The sequence below is a fragment of the Rhodococcus sp. GB-02 genome (assembly GCF_053470465.1).
This window is the reverse complement of record NZ_JBPUKE010000005.1, coordinates 1-17398: the sequence shown is the minus strand read 5'-3', so window position 1 is coordinate 17398 and position 17398 is coordinate 1. Positions and strand designations below refer to the sequence as shown.

General features: G+C 59.9%; 13 protein-coding genes. 12 read left to right on the top strand and 1 reads right to left on the bottom strand.

Annotated features, from left to right (window positions below):
• Positions 1–376 precede the first annotated feature (376 nt).
• The 9 genes from ACSW29_RS29040 (at position 377) to ACSW29_RS29000 (ending at position 11855) form a co-directional block, all read left to right on the top strand.
• Positions 377–1051 (top strand): hypothetical protein, encoded by a 675-nt coding sequence (locus ACSW29_RS29040; RefSeq protein WP_041814162.1) that lies wholly within the window; start codon positions 377–379, stop codon positions 1049–1051.
• Between the two features lie 683 nt (positions 1052–1734).
• Complete coding sequence (locus tag ACSW29_RS29035) at positions 1735–2700, top strand: ParA family protein (protein WP_003942441.1); 966 nt, start codon at positions 1735–1737, stop codon at positions 2698–2700.
• Positions 2697–3437, top strand: a complete 741-nt coding sequence (locus ACSW29_RS29030) for a hypothetical protein (protein ID WP_011331722.1) — start codon at positions 2697–2699, stop codon at positions 3435–3437. The genes ACSW29_RS29035 and ACSW29_RS29030 overlap by 4 nt, the downstream gene beginning before the upstream one ends.
• A 535-nt stretch (positions 3438–3972) precedes the next feature.
• On the top strand, positions 3973–4248 hold the full coding sequence (locus ACSW29_RS29025; RefSeq protein WP_011331723.1) for a hypothetical protein: 276 nt from the start codon (positions 3973–3975) through the stop codon (positions 4246–4248).
• Between the two features lie 198 nt (positions 4249–4446).
• A complete protein-coding gene (locus ACSW29_RS29020; RefSeq protein ID WP_011331724.1) occupies positions 4447–9756 on the top strand; it encodes a telomere-binding protein in 5310 nt (1769 codons plus the stop codon).
• Positions 9756–10487 carry a hypothetical protein gene (locus ACSW29_RS29015; RefSeq protein ID WP_003942446.1) on the top strand — a complete coding sequence of 244 codons (732 nt, stop codon included), beginning with the start codon at positions 9756–9758 and terminating at the stop codon, positions 10485–10487. The genes ACSW29_RS29020 and ACSW29_RS29015 overlap by 1 nt, the downstream gene beginning before the upstream one ends.
• A gap of 7 nt (positions 10488–10494) precedes the next feature.
• Complete coding sequence (locus ACSW29_RS29010) at positions 10495–11127, top strand: hypothetical protein (RefSeq protein WP_011331726.1); 633 nt, start codon at positions 10495–10497, stop codon at positions 11125–11127.
• A 21-nt stretch (positions 11128–11148) separates the two neighbouring features.
• On the top strand, positions 11149–11283 hold the full coding sequence (locus ACSW29_RS29005) for a hypothetical protein (protein ID WP_256922265.1): 135 nt from the start codon (positions 11149–11151) through the stop codon (positions 11281–11283).
• Complete coding sequence (locus ACSW29_RS29000; protein ID WP_148209133.1) at positions 11280–11855, top strand: hypothetical protein; 576 nt, start codon at positions 11280–11282, stop codon at positions 11853–11855. The genes ACSW29_RS29005 and ACSW29_RS29000 overlap by 4 nt, the downstream gene beginning before the upstream one ends.
• A gap of 60 nt (positions 11856–11915) precedes the next feature.
• Here ACSW29_RS29000 and ACSW29_RS28995 read toward each other — a convergent pair whose 3' ends face one another.
• Complete coding sequence (locus tag ACSW29_RS28995) at positions 11916–14723, bottom strand: DUF4365 domain-containing protein (RefSeq protein WP_011331728.1); 2808 nt, start codon at positions 14721–14723, stop codon at positions 11916–11918.
• Between the two features lie 495 nt (positions 14724–15218).
• On the opposite strand from ACSW29_RS28995, the gene ACSW29_RS28990 reads away from it, so the two are divergent.
• The 3 genes from ACSW29_RS28990 (at position 15219) to ACSW29_RS28980 (ending at position 17238) form a co-directional block, all read left to right on the top strand.
• Entirely contained in the window at positions 15219–15704 is a 486-nt protein-coding gene (locus tag ACSW29_RS28990) for a hypothetical protein (RefSeq protein ID WP_229757331.1), read from the top strand.
• Positions 15701–16057, top strand: coding sequence for a hypothetical protein (locus ACSW29_RS28985; RefSeq protein WP_011331730.1), 357 nt, complete (start codon positions 15701–15703; stop codon positions 16055–16057). Before ACSW29_RS28990 ends, ACSW29_RS28985 begins: the two co-directional genes overlap by 4 nt.
• A 194-nt stretch (positions 16058–16251) precedes the next feature.
• Positions 16252–17238: a DUF4192 domain-containing protein gene (locus ACSW29_RS28980; protein ID WP_011331731.1), complete on the top strand. Its 987-nt coding sequence runs from the start codon at positions 16252–16254 to the stop codon at positions 17236–17238.
• Positions 17239–17398 lie beyond the last annotated feature (160 nt).

Sequence of the window (17398 nt, the reverse complement as noted above, 5' to 3'; positions counted from 1 at the left end):
CAAGTCATATCCACAGCCGTTAGAGAAACCTATCGGATCATTTCGATACGACCAAGACGTAAGCACCTAATTGCCTACATATGCGGAAGTGGCAAGCTCGATTTCATCACAGAACGATATGCATCGCGTCCCACACGCATCCCAATCTCCCATCAAGTCCAATTCGACTGGCGCTTTATGCGGCATTGGGACGCCTCTGGGACGCCTTCGAAAGTGAGTGGCAACGTTTGCGAAGCAGCTTGGCTGGTATGTCGGTATGACTGGCATGCGATCGTCGGAATGCCTTCAAGTTCCAAACAGGGCGATAAGCATGATTCGTCGGGACGCAACTAGTACTACTGATGACACACCACCGGTGTGGTGTCATCATTGTTCTATGACCGTTCCCGGCAGCGAGATGGGCCTCAAGCTCAACTCTGCATGGGTCGACGATCTCCGCTGGCACCGCGACCAATACAGGCAGTCTCGATTTCAATGGACGAGCAGCGACGCCCTGTTGGCTGCGACCGAGTTCACTCGCGGACGCCAAAGCTTCACCACCCTGTCTGAACTGCGCGAACTAAGCCAAGCGCGACGCTCAGCCGCCGCATACGCCACAGTGTGCCAACGGGCATTCGGCGAGGCCGCCAGACATGCGCGCAGGGGCCTCGAAACGACCACATCCTGGTCCGCAGTTGCTCGCGAACTGGACACGACTGTGGTCACCTGCTCGGCGAGTTCCCACTTTTCGATCTGGTCGCAGGCGCACGAACGCACAAATCCCCAGGTAGCCCGGGTGCAAAAGATCGTCGACGGGCTCTATTTCTCTAATCCCCTGATCCGCGCGTGGGAGCTCAAGCAGCTCTGGGACCTATATGCGGCTGCCGAGGACATCCTCGAAGACACTTTGGTCGATCTAGCCGTCGAACTCGACGGATTTCGCCGGGCTGACGACATCGCTCAGGCCGCAGATGTCCGCACCGTCGCCGGCCTCGGACATCGCATCAAGTCACAGCGTGCACAGCGGGGGGCCATCGGCGATCCACGACGAACCCCACATCAGTACAGCTAAACAGCTATTTCACGCACACCTTCACGCAAAGCAAGCCATGTTGAATCACGCAGAGTGAGTAGTGAGTCCGGGCTCTAGAATTCTGATCACGCACCCGGTCACCCTCGCCTACAAGCAGGCGGATCCGTACGCCAATTGGCAACTGATTCCGCCTGTGGCACAGCATGTAGACCCGCACCACATGCCGTACGAGAACCCCAGGTGCCACCCCGCACGCAAGCCCATCCTTCTGCACGCACATCATCCTGCGAGCGGTCACGCAAAACATCACGGATGCACACCCGCCCATCAAACCGCTGTGCGCTCCGCACCCGATCATGCGGGGTCTCACGCATAGAGCCACGTTGTATCTCCCGTGTTATTCCACGCAGACATGCACGCAGAAGACCACGTTTCTTTACACGCCATTTGGTCCGCGTGTCTTCACGCATCATTACCCGCATTTCTTCACGCATGATTTCACGCAGTGCCTCACGTAGTGACTCACGCGCGTTCACATACGTGCCCACCTGCGGTTACATCGGCATGCAAACACGCGGCCTCGCACGCGGTGCCGCATGCCGATCCACATGCCTGAACACATACGGCCCCACACGCGTGGCATACCGCGAGTTGTCCAGGACCCCTGCTAACTTTCCTTACAGACCACTCGTCAGAAACCAACGTCCATTGGGAGAACCACCATGTCTGTAGATGCCGTTCCAACGACACCCACTCATCAGCAACTGCCTGCCTGCTTCGGATTCTTCAACGGTAAAGGGGGAGTGGGCAAGACCTCACTCTGCGCGAACACCGGAGGCTTACTCGCTGCCGGCGGCTACCGGGTTCTCTTGCTTGACTTCGACCCCCAGGCCAACTTGTGCCGCGACCTCGGGTTCGTGAAGGAGGACGGCGTGCCCTTGTTCTCAGCCCTCTTGAGCGGGTCGGCACCGCCGATCATCCAAAACGTCGGTGGTCGCGAGAATCTCGACATCGTTCCAGGCGGCCCGGCAATGTTCGACCTTGCCGCAGTCATGGTGTCCAGGCAGCAACGCCAGGGAGGCAAACGACTAGGACAGCTTCTACTGGCCATGTTGCTGCAAGTGGCCGCAGACTACGACGTCATTATCTTCGATACCCCTCCGACGGATCTCACGATCATCGAAGCAGTGATGGAAGTAGTCCACGCTGTGGTCATTCCAATCCGCGCAGATGATGCCAGCCTCGACGGCATGGAAACGATCGCCGGCCAGTTCTCGGCAGCACGAGACGGAGATCCGGAACGAAACCTTCCTGCCGTGAACCCCCAGCTCCAACTCGGCGGGATCTGCCTCTTCGGCGTCAGCTCACGCGCAACCAAACTTGACGCAACGATTCGGGAAGCAGTCGAGGAGATGATCGGCGATTCGGCCCCGACTTTCGAATCTCGGATCCGCACGATGGAAACCACCGCCTTCGACGCGCGACGCCAGGGACTTCTGGTGCATGAGCTCGAGGAACGATCGGCCGGGGAAACCGCATCACGGATCGCAGCGCTGAGGAAAGGCACGAAACCGAAGGATCTGATGCTCTCGCGAAACGCCTCTGGCCTGGCCGAGGACTACTCGAACCTCACCCGCGAGATCCTCGTACGGATGTCGACCATCACCGCTGAGAGGGCTTCGGCATGAGTGAAAATAGGGTCCGCAACCGCAAGAGCATTGCCAAGTCTTTCGCCCCGAAGCCCAACCGAGCAGAGGGACTCGCTGGTCTCTTGCCCCCGGCCGGCGGGCTGCAGCCTCGCCGCGCCGCGAGCCCACAGACACCGGACACGGCTCAACCCCAGATCGACTCCACAGCTCCTCACCCGCCGGCTCCCAAACGAGTCACCGACGCCCCTCAACCCGCCGTCTCGGCGCCTGAATCTCCAGTGCGGGTGCAGCCGATGGAACCCGAAGCTGTCACCGCTCCAGTCGCACCACCCCACGCGACTCCTGTTGTAGTCGAACCTGCACCCGCAGTCACCGAAGCGCCGCCAGCCCAGATTCTGGAAGAAGGAAATCCGCCGGCTGCAGATACCTCGAAGGTGACTGTCACGGCCTACCTGGATCGCAGCACTCGCGACGCCTTGGTGAATCGTGCCGCCGAACGGCGATGCGATCACGCCGATGTTGCCATCGAGGCATTCGACGCAGTAGGCATCGAACGACTGCGAGCCCTCTTTCAACCCGTAGCAGGCAGATCGTCCTCAGGGATTCCGGTCCATCAAGAACCGTTCACGGTCAAGGGGCCCGTCGAGACCTGGTTCCGATTCACCACCGCTCAACGTGACTGGCTTGACGAGCAAGTGAAGGTCGTCGGTTCCAAATCGCGCAGCCGATTACTCGCGGGCGTCTTGTCGCTGCACCTGCGGTCGCCCGCACAGTAGTGGTGAACGGCCTCCGAGGAGCAAAAAGTAAGCCTCGGAGGCCGTCTCTGCTGTCAGGCCCACATGAACGGCAGCGGAGGCGGCATCGAATTTCCAGGCTTTCGTAGCCTCGAAACGGATCGTAGATCTGGGCGAGCGCAACGGCCGATTCGTGTCTTTGAAGCCGCTCCCCACCCCGCTCCCCACCCCGCTCCCCACCTATGTGGGGAGCGGTTTTTACCTTCTGAACTGCTGTTTTGTTCCACTCCCCCCACTCCCCACCAACTTCGCAGATAGGTCACACGTAGTAGTGGGAAGTGCATGCCTCGCTAGCCTGACTCCGCTCCGACTCAGCCCGTCCAGGTCTCGCGACATGATGCGCACGAAGATTTGTTGACCCCATCTGTCACACGGCGCGGGGCACGCGGATCTTCCTCTAATCAGAGGCATTCCTTGCGAGGGTTGAGGGGATTTCAGACATGAGCAGCGCCATGCACGACACGCTGACACCGCCAGCGTCACCGTTTCAGAATCAGTTTCGATTTACGCTCATCCCATGGGACGACCAAGTAAAGGCGCGCGCCGGTGCCTCTCCGTGCGCGCACCCCTCAACCAGGCCGAGGTCTACGAACGTCGAGCAGACGAACTCGGGATCGATCTCGGGGACTACTGGGTGCTCGTCATGGCGCGCGCCTCGAACCTCGACATTCCTGACTACATCCTCAAGAAGTTGGATCCGGAGCGACTCCGCATCCACGACTCCCGCTATGCACTTCATCGGACGCAGACTGCTCGCGACGCGGCCGACGGCGAACTTTCGGTTCCAGCATGAGTTGGCCCTAGACAGCGAAAAACCCCCACTGCTTTGCCGGCCGGAGGGGGTTCTTCGATTCGATTTCAGTCCCGGGAAGCGACTTGCGACGTCACTTTCCGAACTTCACTTACTCAAGTCCAGAGGACTTATGGCCATTCTAACCAAATCCCGAGCACACTCGCCATCCTTGGCGACGAGTGTCGTTGAGGCAATCGCATGACGGCGGCTGCAGCGAGCGGCGCAGCGACCGGCCCTATGTCGTCGTTCGACCGCGTGCGCAACGCGGTCGACTCCAATGGCGGGGTCCAACACCGAGGCCCTCACGAGTTGATGGCCTTGTGCCCTGTCCACGCGGACCGACATGCGTCTTTGTCAGTGAGCTGGGTCAACGGTCATCGCGGCGGCATGGTGCTTTTGCACTGCCACGGCTGCAACGCCTCTGCCACGGAAATTGCCGAGGGCCTGGGCCTGACCATGGTCGATCTGTTCGACGAACCGCTTCCTGAGCGCGATGCACTCACTCGGGTCGGCCGTTCGACCCAGCAACGGAGTGCGGGCCGACGACGCCCTAAAGGCGGGCGGTTGCCAGCTCGAATCGCCGTAGCTGCACCAGCCCCAGAGGTTGAGCACAGCTGGGATCGAGTCAAGGTCTACCCATACGTGTCTGCGGACGGCACCGTCGTCCAAGAAGTCATTCGTGAGGAATGCAGTTCCTGTGACCGCGCACGTCACAAGCAGTTCCGGCAGTTGTTTGTCAGTGCCAACGGCACCCGACTCAAGCGCAAGCCCGAAGGTTTCGAATCTGTCCTCTATCGACTTCCCGCCCTGTTGTCTGCCTTGGCCGACCGGTCACCGGTCTGGTTGCTCGAAGGGGAGAAGGATGTCGAGACCGCCGAGAATTTGGGTCAGGTCGCGACCACCAATGCGCAGGGTGGGCTGAACTTTCCCGTTGCCTGCGCTGAGCTCTTCGAAGGTGCAGAGGTCCGCGTCGTTCTCGATCGAGATGGCGCCGGATGGAAGCGCGGCATAGAACTTGCGTCATTGCTGGGCGGAGTCGGCGCCCAGGTTCAACTGTTACTCCCTGCCACCGTCACCCCGAAGTCTGATTTCACCGACCACGTCGAAGCTGGGCTGTGGTCGGACGAGGACGAGTGGGGTGGGTTTACTCCGGTCCGTCCAGGAGAAGTCGCCGCACATAGCTTCGCTGCTGACGTGGTCGAAAAGCAGACCCTTGTCGAGGTCGCGCTCGCCGAGGCTGCAGCGCGTGTCGATCTAGCTGACACGCAGGTCGAGTCCGACGAAGAGTTGGTACGCGCTCAGCGCTGGGCTCTGGAGGCTGAGCGCCGTTTTGAGCATCTGAGCGAGCTCGTGGACAAAGTCGTTCAGCAGGCAGCCGAGGAAGGCACCGAGTGGGCCGGCGAAGCCGTCGAGTCCGCGACGATTGCTTGGAATGCTGCACGGGTGGCGGCGCGAGCTGCTCACGAGATCGCAGGCGTCGCGATCCCTCCACTGCTGCAGGATCCGGAGCTCGAACCCACGCCAGTCACTGAAGCTGGCGCGGACGAGGCCACCACAGCGAACGGCCCGTCTGCGACGTCGGTCGTGGTTCTCAATGGCATCCGCGGAACCAATTTCATCGCCCCTGTCTATCGAATCATCGAAGGAAACCTCGTCGAGATCGTCACCAGGAAAGACGGCGATCAGCAGGCAAAACTGGTGCTGGACATCGATGCTCGCATCGTCGAGATGGAATATCTCGAAGTCACCGACGATGGGGTGGACGTCGACGAGCCTGATTTGATGGGCCGCGAAGCGATGGCCGGTCAGAACGAAATTAACCCAGCCTCGCCGCAGGAGCTGACTGCGGTAATCATCGGATACACGCATCCGGACAGCCGCGAGTTTCTGCGGATCCGGATCCCGGCAAAGGAGTACCGGGACTGCGCGTGGGTGGAAACTCTGCCAGGCCCTCCTGCTTACGACAGCCGTCCTAGCGGCGTTGCAAAGCTTCGTGACGCACTCAAAGGCGCTGGCGGACGCGAGATTCGGCGCGTTGTACGGTATCGATCCACCGGATGGCGACGGGACGAGCAAGGAAAATACTTCTTCGTACACGCAGGTGGTGCCATCGACGCAAATGGCGGACGAGTGGCGCCGGTCCTCCTGACCGGGCCTTTGAGGATGTACGACTTGCCGGCACCCAGTCCGGATCCTCAGCGGATCCGGGAGGCGTTTTTGCTGCACTCCGCCTCGATGCTCGAACGAACACCCACCCGAGTCTCGGCAGCACTTCTCGGCCACGTCTTCCGGTCCGCGCTCGGCCCGAACCCTTGGGTGCTCGCTCTGATCGGCTCCCCGGGCAGTTACAAGACCTCGATCGCCTCCCTTGTGATGCACCACTGGGGAGAAAAATGGGACCGTCGGCGCCCAGCGACATCGATGTCCGGCAACGGTGACACCTTGAATGCGTTACGCATCAAACTCAACGCCGCGAAAGACGCCTTGTACTGGGCAGATGATGTCGCTCCGACACGCGATTTTGGTGCTGCACAGAAGTCCCTCGAAGAGTTCGCCCGGCTCGTTCACAATGGCGAGCAGAGGAGCCGCAGCACCAGGGACGGTCTCGGAGTCCTCGATGGCACACCGCCGCGGGCGTCAGCATTGATCACGTCTGAAGTCATGCCGCGCCCTGGATCGGGAGCCCAGCGAATGCTGGTCGTCCCCCTTCAGGCTGCCGAGATCGACCTCGAAGAGCTCAAGCGGCTCGACGGCGCCGACTCTCGGCACGGGCGGGCTCTCCTGATGGCAAGCTTCTTGCAGTGGCTGTGCCCACGGCTGGAGGAAATTCGCGAAGAAGCATTCGCCGAGGGAAACACCTACGGCAACCAGCTGCGCGATAGTGGCGAAAGCGTCCGTCAGGCAGATGCTTTGGGCTCCTTGTGGGCTGGATGGCACGCGATGTCACGCTTTCTCGTCGATATCGGCGCCTTGACAGAAGGGGAAGTTGCGCAAACAGGCGACCTTGTCACTCTCGGATTGTCCGATGCCGCAACAGCTTCGACCGACCCCGATCTTCCGATGCGTACCGGCGGACGAGTGCGCGAGCTGCTGGTACACGCATTGCAGACTGGTTTGGCGTTTGTCGAAGATGTCGAAACCGGGGAAGCGCCGGAATGGCCGTTGGCCAGCCGACTGGGTTGGCGCCGAAGTTCGATGGGCGTCAGCAACGACGGAGCTCAGCGGTGGCGCGAGGAAGCCCGCGGTATCCGTCTGGGTTATGTCGTGTCGAACCCTCGGCCGTGCGACGGGGACCCACAGCTGCTTCTCGAATTGACCGGACTCGAGCAGGTACTCAAGGCCGCCGGCGGAACGATGACAGACGGACTGCAAATCGATCGCGGTACGGCGTCGAGGGCGTTGTACGACGAAGGTGTGCTGATCGCGGAAGAGCGAAAAGGACGGATGCCTCGCTACACCGTGCAGCGCATGATCAAGTGCGAGAACCGGCGTCAGCGCATGGTCGCTCTCCGGCTGGACAAACTTTTCGGCAACGACGGCCCCGACAATATCGATCCCGAATCCGGATGGGGCGGACCAACGGACCCGACGCCCGATGATCAGCCCACCGACCAGCCGACTTCGAGCCACTCCGTGATTCCGGATCTCTTCGAGGGCTGGCTGAGTAGTCCAACCAGTCCAGGACACGGAGTAGCTTCGACTGATTCGTCCACCGAAGCAAAGAGCCTGACCAGCTCGATTACCGACAAGGAGCCTGAAATGGCGATTGAAACCGATGCAGAGGGATTCTCCGCAGACGGGTTCCAGATCTCACCTACATCTACCTGCGCTCTCTGCCATGGCGACGAAGCTGGCTGGGAGATCGACGGACTCGTGATGCACCTCCCGTGCTGGTGGCAGAGCACCGCCGCTTCTCGGGCGATTGCAGCTGGCACAACCGGAAATCAGGAAGAAATCACGCCAGCTCCCGAACCTTCACCGCCGGTAGCGCCGGCACCGAAAGACACTGAGACTCGCACGAAGGTAGTGAAGACGACAGGCAAGGAGAAGGCGGCCGCGTTCACTGCGCCTGCTGCAGTACTCGATGTCGACGGAGTGTGGCTGCCGGACGGCAGTCGTCACGAGCTGGCTACTCCGATCGCTCATGTCGGAGATGTCGCCGAGTTGGTCACGACGCTGAATCTCGGGACGTGGACGTCTGACACGTGGTCTGTGCCTGGTCAGATCTGGATCACCGATGCGATGGCCCAGAAAGTTGGCATTGACACCAGCACGTTGGGAAAACGCAACAGGAATGATCGACTCAAGGAGCTGTCGGCCGAATCTGCATTTGTGACTGATGCACTGGCTCAGGGGTGGCAGCTTGGCGGGCAGCCGGGTGACCGGCTAGGGACCTGGACTCGTGTGTGGCGAGGCGAGGCACGCGGCGTGTGGGTAGCTCTGATCTCCGGGATGAGCCAGGACCCGAAAGAGATGCCCGTACTTGGTGACTCTCCTACCGCAGCAACGTTGGCAAGGCGGCTTGCGTTGTTGGCCGGGGCACTCCGATTCCCGTGGGCTGTGAGTCCCGCATCGACCGGGATCGACTTGATGATCGCTGCACGGCCCAAGGAATGGAAGCGGATCTTCGCGCCGTCCGATTCGGATTTTGCGAAGAAGTTCCAGATCTTCGAAGCCGATATCGACTGGTCGCGGACTCTGTCCGATGCCGAGGCGAAATGCCGCTATGTTCATGCCTTCGATCGCGGCGGTTCCTATGCTGCCGGTATTGCTGGTCTCGAATTGCCGATCGGGGAGTCAGAGCATCACCCAGATGGGATGGTGTTCGATCGCAAGCTTCCCGGGTACTGGCTGATCGAGATCCCCGAAGCAGCGGACTGGCGTTACCCGAATCCCTTGAATCCGATGGGGCTGTCTATCTCCGAACCGAAGTGGGTGACCACTCCGACTCTCGAACGCGCTGCACAACTCGGTTACGAGCCGGAGATCTTGGAAGCGTTCGTCTGGCGAGATCACGGGCGAGTTCTGGTGCCCTGGTACGAACGCATTCGCGATGCGCGAACCGCCTTGGATATCGAGGGTGACACCGACGCACTGTTGGCACGTGAGCAGAACAAAGTGATCTACACGCACACCATTGGCATGCTCAACTCCGACATGCATTTGGCCGGGCGACCCGGCTACTCGCCCGAGCGACACCACCACATTGTCGCCAAATCTCGCGCGAACATCATGTATCGGATCGCGAAGATCGGCGAGGACAGCGGAGTGTGGCCTGTAGCGGTCACCAAAGATACTGTCCTGTATGTCTCCGACGAGCGCGATCCACAATTGGCATGGCCTGGAGATCAGAAGCAGTTCGGACGAGGGTTCGGGAACTACAAGCCGGAAGGATCGGCACTGTTATCCGACCACCTGCAGTATTTGGACGGCCAAGGCTATCGGGGAAAGTCGGAGCTGATTGCCCCGAACGAATGGGCAGCTAGTGCGGAGGGGAGTGATTCCTGATGGCACGCAACCCACTCAGTAGGGCGTCGTATTCGCGCATCGCAGACAGTCTTTCCGACTTCGGGTCTGTCGTGGCCGGCCGAATCAACATCTCGCGAGCAGCCAAAGAGCTTCGTGTCACTCAGACTGCCATCCGGGAAGTCTTGAGGGGGGAACGAGGAAAACTTCAGGGGGAGTTCTTCGGGAAGTTGACCGGCCGGCAAGGGGCCGACATTTCCGGACAGCCAAATGCGTCGAACCTGAAGGCTCAGCTGCTGGCCGCTTACGGACCGGGAAAGCGCAGCGAAATCAACACCGCTGCAGCGGCACGTGATTTGGGTGTCTCCAAACGAACAGTCGAGCGTTGGCTGGCTCCCGAGGGCCGACAGCGAATTGCGAAGCCACGCACCGAAACCCTGAATGCACTGGCCCGCAAAGCGAAACAATCCGCGTCCACTCGAACCTCACGTAAAGAAGCGATGTCGAGCGTACGCAGCAGCGCACGAGGAAAAGCACTGTCGAACTTCGGTGGGAAGATCAAGATCGACGCCGTACAGGGGCCCGGCACCCGAGAGTATGCGCGCGACCGAATGATCACCTTGGCCCTGACACCCGACCAGGTTGAATCCATGTGGAGCGCCTACGAAAATGGGGGCGACAAGGGAATGATCAATTGGATGAACAGCCGAGCCCAAGACTATGTCGGCGGCTGGGAGTTCTACCAAATCAATAGCTTCGACGTGGAACGGTAAGCGAGCGATGCCCTCTCGGCGAGGACCGCGGTGGACACGCAAGCGACTCGAAATGATGCTCCGGACTTGTTACGGCGAGACCGAGCGCGGGGGAGTGGACGTCGCGGTCGTCGCCGAGGCTTGCAGGGTTTCAACGCGCACCGTGCGACGGTGGCTTTCTGGCACCAACCGCCAGCTTGCGGCGATCCCTTCTGCTCGGTTGGCGCAGTTGCGTCTGCCGGCGCCGGATTCGGAGCTGCGCAGCCAGCAACAAGCCGACTATGCCCGTGACGCCATAACCTCGATCGCACTACCAAAAGGTCGAGGAATTTTGCCAGCGTGGCGTGATCGTGGATGGCTCGATACGCATGTGGTTGCGATCGTGGACCTCGCGGGCACGCCGTGGCGGCAGGTTGTCATCAGTAACGGTTCAGCGCGGTCGGTGAAGGAGTTCCGCCGTAGAGGCTCCATCGTTGACCTCACGACGCTGCCGACCCGTTTCCATGGTGTTGTACTTGCCCACGAGGTCCTGCAGGAGGTGGAGCCATGGCGTGTGCACCCTCGCTCTGAAATCCTGCCTCAGGGCCGAACCCAGGTCTGGTCCGATGACGCGCCGGCTGTCGATCTTGCGGTGTTAGCTGTGGCGAGAGAACTGAAATGAACGGCAGATAAGGACATGAACATGAATCCCACCAGCAGTGCAATCGAAGCTCGCGTCAGCGCGGTCCTGTCCGAGTTCTTGATCGATGAACAGGCAGGGGCGTCGCCGGCCGGCGCGACTGATGTGTCGTGGCCGGCGGAGAACATTCCGTCGTGATCGAATCCGTAGGCCCACAGCCTTGGCAACGCGTCAAAGATCCACAGTCATTGCCGACGGCATCGAAGCCGGCGCTCCTGGCGGGGCACTTGCGCGACCTCGATGACGAAGCGTTAGGCCGGTTGATCCGTGACCACCTCGTGCCGCTCGACTCCGAACGCGGATATCGGGTGCGGTGGAACAGTTTCTGGGCGGCCTTGGGTTTCGACCCAGTTCTACGAGAACGTGCCACCACTATCATCAATGGGTTTCTGGACCTGGCCGAGTCCGCGCTCGCGGCAGATGATCAGGATGCCAATCAGGCCAAACGGACCGGGAAATTCTTCGACCGATGCGAAGGTGCATTGGATCGCATTCTCAACCGCGCAGACGAACCACTGGCTTGGGCCGGCGCCGCCGCTGCATCGTTCAATCCGGCTGCACGGATCGTGATCGACAAGCTGATCTCCGCCATTGATCAGCACCGCCGCGATTGCGACAATGAAAACCTCTGGGCGGCACTCGATCACATCAAAACTGAAGATCTAGGCACTTCAGCACCGCGGCTCCGTCGCTCTCAATATCGAGAGTGACGGAGCCTGGTTTCGAAACTCGACCTCTTGCAATCCTCGGCCCTAGCTGGTGAGGTTCACTCAAAGTTCCCGTTTTGCGTCATATTCAGCGATGGCTCGTCGCACGTCCGCAGACACGTTTTCGCGGAGCATGCCAACCACCTGGTCAGTCTCGACATCAGGTGGTGATGAATTGATTATGTTCGCAACCATCTGCGCCACCAACGTCCCTTCATTTGAGAGAAGCCGACTAATCAGCTTGAGGCGGATAGCATCTCCATCTTCCGGCGTTGTTCGGGCTATCTGATTAGCGATAACGGCGCGCACCCACGGATCCCTGTCTCGGGACATCGCCACGAGCGTGTCGTAGCGGCCAGACAGTCCCTTGCCGACAACAACCTCGACCGCCGCTGCACGCTGATGCGCGTTGCCCTGCAAAAGATCCCATAGTTCTTCATCTGAAATTGCGGCTGGACGAAGGGCAGCCAATGCACTCGCTGCCCGGCCTCGAACATCTTCATTTCGGAAGAACGGATGGGTCGACGGCGGTGTAACCATCAGATCATGGAGCGGCGGGACGAGCCTGTCGACCACTTCAGTAGGGATACGCTTGCTATGTCCCCTCAAACCCTTCAATGATTTCGTCAGGTGAGCACGGAAAGGCGAAGGGGTAGTGAACAGTTCCGAGATAGGTTCCCACACAGCAACTTCTGGATGCCAGGCGTTAAGCAGTATCAGCGTTGCCGCGAAATCTGAGCCTCCAATGTTGAGGTTTCCGTTCGTCAGATCAAGAATTTGTTGTTCAATTCCCGAGACTAACTTGTCGATCACCGTCTTCACCGTATCGGCGTCAAGATCTCGAACGTCGCCGAACGCATCGAGAGCTAGGACATTCCCATCTCTAAGTTTCTCTCGAATCCTCTCCCTATGAGTGGGGTCGCCCTCAGCTAGGACGCGGTCGATGGCTTCCTTTACCTCTGAGCTGTCTTCGTTTCGCGCGGCCAATGCCGCTCTGTCGTCATCAGTCCATGCGGTGGTGGGAATGTTATTGATTACTGCGGCCCAGTCATGCGCAGAACCAATATCGCTTTGTTCTGGCAAGTCTTTGATGTACTCAATCACTTCGCGTAGCGCATCGGCCGAGACCACTGGCGCGAGGTTTTCCAAAGTATCCAGGAGGACATATTCCAGGGAAAAACTCGGTTGTAGTCGTGATGCCAACCCCCCGAGGTCGCTCAGGTTGGACAAAATCCATCGAACATGTTCGTCGGCCTGCGCTGGTTCGAGAACATCAGAGGCGGTTGAGACCAGTTGAAGGTCTGCGTGCAGCGAGGTCCGGGTCGCCCTATCGAGTTTCACCTTGCCTACGGCTGCGCGGACAGCTTCTGCCGGCCCCACTCGGAGTAGATGACGCGCAACTTGTGCAACCACTTTCTCCTCACTAGCGTGCCGCAGCGCTGATAGGGATTCAGCAAGATCGTCCTGCGATCTGTACGAAGTAAGAACGTGCTGGGCCAGTAGTTTATGAGAGTGCTGCCAGGATGAGTGATCCGCCGCCAGCCCAGCGAGCAGAGCCGCGGCTCGAAGCCTCAGGAAAGTCGAGTCAAATTCGGTGCTCTTCGATTCGCCCACCCACTGTTGGAACAATGAGTCGAAATTGCTCTGAAGGCCGGCGGCAACCTCTTGATTTCGCCACCACGATGCAAGGGTGTCCCGCCCCTTGATCAACTCACCAATATCGGAGGCCCACGGGTCCAGCCTGAAGATGAGGTCCGCGCCGGACCCTGTGATTGCCATTGCCGTGGGATCGTCAACTGCAGAGGCGCGGACCTTCTGCACGTCGAGGGCCAACAGCCGAGCGCCTTCCAGATCGCCAAGTTCCGCCAGGCACCGGGCCTTATGCAAAATCAGCCAAGCCTGATCGATGGGCCTGTATTCAGTACTCGAGAGGGCGCTCTCGATTACCCGCAAGCCTCCTTCCGGATTCGCTTCTTCGACCAATAGCGCACATGCGCAAACTGCCGCTGCAGCGCGGTCATGCGGTTCTGTGGCCTCCTCAATAATCTGCTTGAGGGGATCAGAGTCAACATCCTGAGAAGGAATCGCTCTGTCATCACCAAGCAAAACGTCGTGCAGGGCTGCGTAAAAACGCCAACCCCATTTGTTCGATTTCCGACATTGTTCAAGGTCTGGTGCCGGGCTATTTTCAAGGGATGTTTTTCTCCTGCTTTCGGGTTGCGGTACCAGATCGTGTAGTCGCATCTTGACCAAAAGCGCGACGGCCTCCTCCGAGCTAAGTTCCGCCACTTCCAAGTTCGGGTGTGGGGCCACCAATCGTGGCGCCAGCATGGCGTAACGAAGCCGATCAGCCGCCAGGACCTTCACGCCACCCCATGCGCTCCCTTCCCATTGCGAACTGATCCGCCCTTCGGTGGCGACCTCCAAGAGCTCCGCGGCGTGATCCGCGTCAACGGTGGAATGAGCAGGAACGAGGATCTTGGAGCCCTTACCCGTGCTCACGACGGCGTCCTGTGTCACGTGAACCCAATACAATTTCTTGGTGGTCTCGTCGCACAGCAAAAGGATGAACGGAACCGCGTAGTCGAGCCAGTACTTCACGTGTTCACTGTCCGCGTCACGGAACCACCATCCGACGATATTTCCGTCATCATCAGTCTCCGGCTCATCGAAGAACGAGGGGCCATACTTCACTTGAGCTCCCACGAGTGCACCGTGATCCATGAGATCGGCGGTTCGCGCCTGCAGCAGAAGATCCGAGCCCACTTCGCCGGCAGGATTTTGTGCAACATGCCAGTCAATTTTAAGGAACTCCAAAGTGGCGAGCGCTTCCCCGATATTCCCTACCTGGGTGGTCCTACTTGCTTTCATTCTCTGTTCCCGCCCTCACTCAACGAATTTCATCTTCTGCGATAAAGAAAAGCACATCCTGCGTGTATGTCCCCGGCACCGGGTGCGGCGGGGACATACACGCAGGTGAATGCATGTTTTTGTCGGATATCGAGGGTAGGTTTGGAGGTGTCCAATTGCTGACGGGCGGATTGACCCCCTGCCCCATTGTTAGGTCGGAGATTCGAAGTGACGTTGACGATTTCGCACACTGCCGCGGATGGAACGCTGATTGACGGGACCTCTCGCGGTGATGGTTCCGGAGATGTATTGGCGGCGCACGGGTGGAGGTGGTTTCGCAGTATCGGTTTCTGGGGGATCCGGAGCAGTAGGGATCGGGCTCCGAAGGTTCGCCTGATCGAGATGACTGCAGAGGCGTTGCGCGCGAGTGGTTTCGATGTCGAGATTGATATCGACTCGACAGCGCGGCCGACGGCCGAGGTCGAGGCCGATCGCATTGATCGTCAAGCTGCTCGGGTGGAAGCGCTCGAGCTGAAGGCGGGGCGCCGGTCAGAACAGGCGGAATCGGCGTGGGAGGCAGAGCAGCGCGCGGACCACCGCGAGCTCGACGGCCACGAGCGAACGCTCTTCGTGGTGCGTGGCGTGAAGCAGATCGAGAAATTCCCTCCGGACGAGGGCACCTACCGTCAGTCGCTGATTACCCGCATCGCCGAGCGGGCCGAACAGATCACCTATTGGGAAGAAATCCGCGCCCAGCAGATCGCGTCAGGTCAGGCCAACAATTTCGGGCCGGACACGATCGCGAAAGGAGATCTGGTCAGGTGCTCGGGTGTCTGGTATCCGGTAGTTCGGGTCAACAAGAAATCTGTCACTGTTCCGGCGAGGATAGGCGGTGATTGGACGGACACTATCCCGTATCACAAACTTGCTGGACACAGACAGGCGAAGGAAGCCGAAACAGCTTCGGCCAGTTCATCTTCCATCAAGGAGGTTCGGTCGTGAACAGTCTTCGGGACGAGATTCACAGCGGAGAGTTTCGGCAGTCGCGCCACTATCCGGTTGCGCGTTCCGTGGAACGTGTTGCTGCCCAAACATTTACGCGACTCAATCCCGACACCGAGTGGCCACCGGCTAACGGCCACTTCGCGGACGTATACCGCCTCGCCAGCTGGCGCCTGCTCACACCGCTCGAGACTGTCGCCGCTCTCGATTACGAAACCCTGACGGCGAGCTCCTGGGCCGCTCTGCCGGACGATCAGCGCGAAGCCTGGTTCGAGCATGTGCGCGGCACCAATTCTCGTCTGTCACGCACCCGGATCGGCAGATTCACGGCCGAGGCGATCACTGCCCCTTAGCAGCTAAAACCACGGGAGGCCGGCGCTTTGCGCCGCCTCCTGTGTCTATGCCCCCGGCACCGGGTGCGCCGGGGACATAGACACCGGTCAAAGCGCCTTTTTGTCGTATGCGTGGGGTAACTTTCAAGTGTTCGTCAGTCCAATCCATCGGGTGAATCTGACCAGTTCGCCCACCGACCCAAAGGGGTTCCGCAATGCCAGCTTTCCAAATGACCAGCCCGTCCGATGTTGTCGCCGGTGCCGTGGCTATGGGTGGCCATCTTCCCGAGGACGAGTTGGTCATCATCACCCTCGATGTGCACCCGTGCAGGGTCGCCATGCTCCCCCTCCTCAACCTGCTCCCTGGCGTGTCGGAGGGAATTCTGAGTTCCTTGCGTGTGACACCAGCTCTGGAAGAGTGCCAATCGATGCTCGTGGTTGTCTTTGGCACGCTCGAACGGGGCAATGACGTAGCCGAAGCGCTCGAAGCATTTCGGCCCGATTCAGTTCCGCCTGTGTTCGTTTTCACCGATGGTCTGGTACGCCGATGGACGGGCGCGGGATCACTTGCCGCACAGTCGGGTACACCCGTCGATCTCGCAGCACACCCGCTGATCACCGAAGCGCTGTTTGAGGGAACAACGATTCTCAAAACCCGCAGCGAGATCCGAGCAGGGTTTACAGCCGCACAGCACGGTCCGGAACGCGCTGCGGCGGCCTCACGGGCCTTCGGCGCCAAGCGCATCGTTCTACGCGCCATGGAGCCACAGCGAGCGGCCGATCGGGTATTCGATCTGGCACTTTCGCACTACCTGGACGGCACGTCACAGCATGGCATTACCGTTACCGATGAGCACGCAGCCGTTATTGCTGCTGCCATGCATGACGTGACGGTGCGCGATCTGTTGTTCGCACACATCGACGAAAACAATGCCGATGCAGCCGCCGAGGTAATGCGGCAAGTCGGCGCACTGTTGCCCGAGGATTTGGCCGGTCCGCTCATGGTGTTCGCCGGAGTCTTCAACTGGGTCAATCGCCGCTCTGCGCTGGCACGTGAAGCACTGACGAGCGGCCGCCGACTCGACCCGTCCCACAGCTTCGGGAAGATGTTCGAGCAGGTTCTCGACAACGGTCTGCACCCCGCGATCTGGGAACAATTGCGGACTGCGGCAGTTCTGGCACATCAAACCCAGGCGCAGTAGATAACGAATCGGTGGCGCAATGCATTTCGTGATTGCGCCACCGATTTTCTTTGCGCTGCACCGAATGGAGCCGAGCGCCGATTCCTTTTCGCCGCGATTTTCTAAATTGCGTTTTAGCACAACGGAAACACCCGCAAGCCCGGCCGCGCAGCGGCGGGAA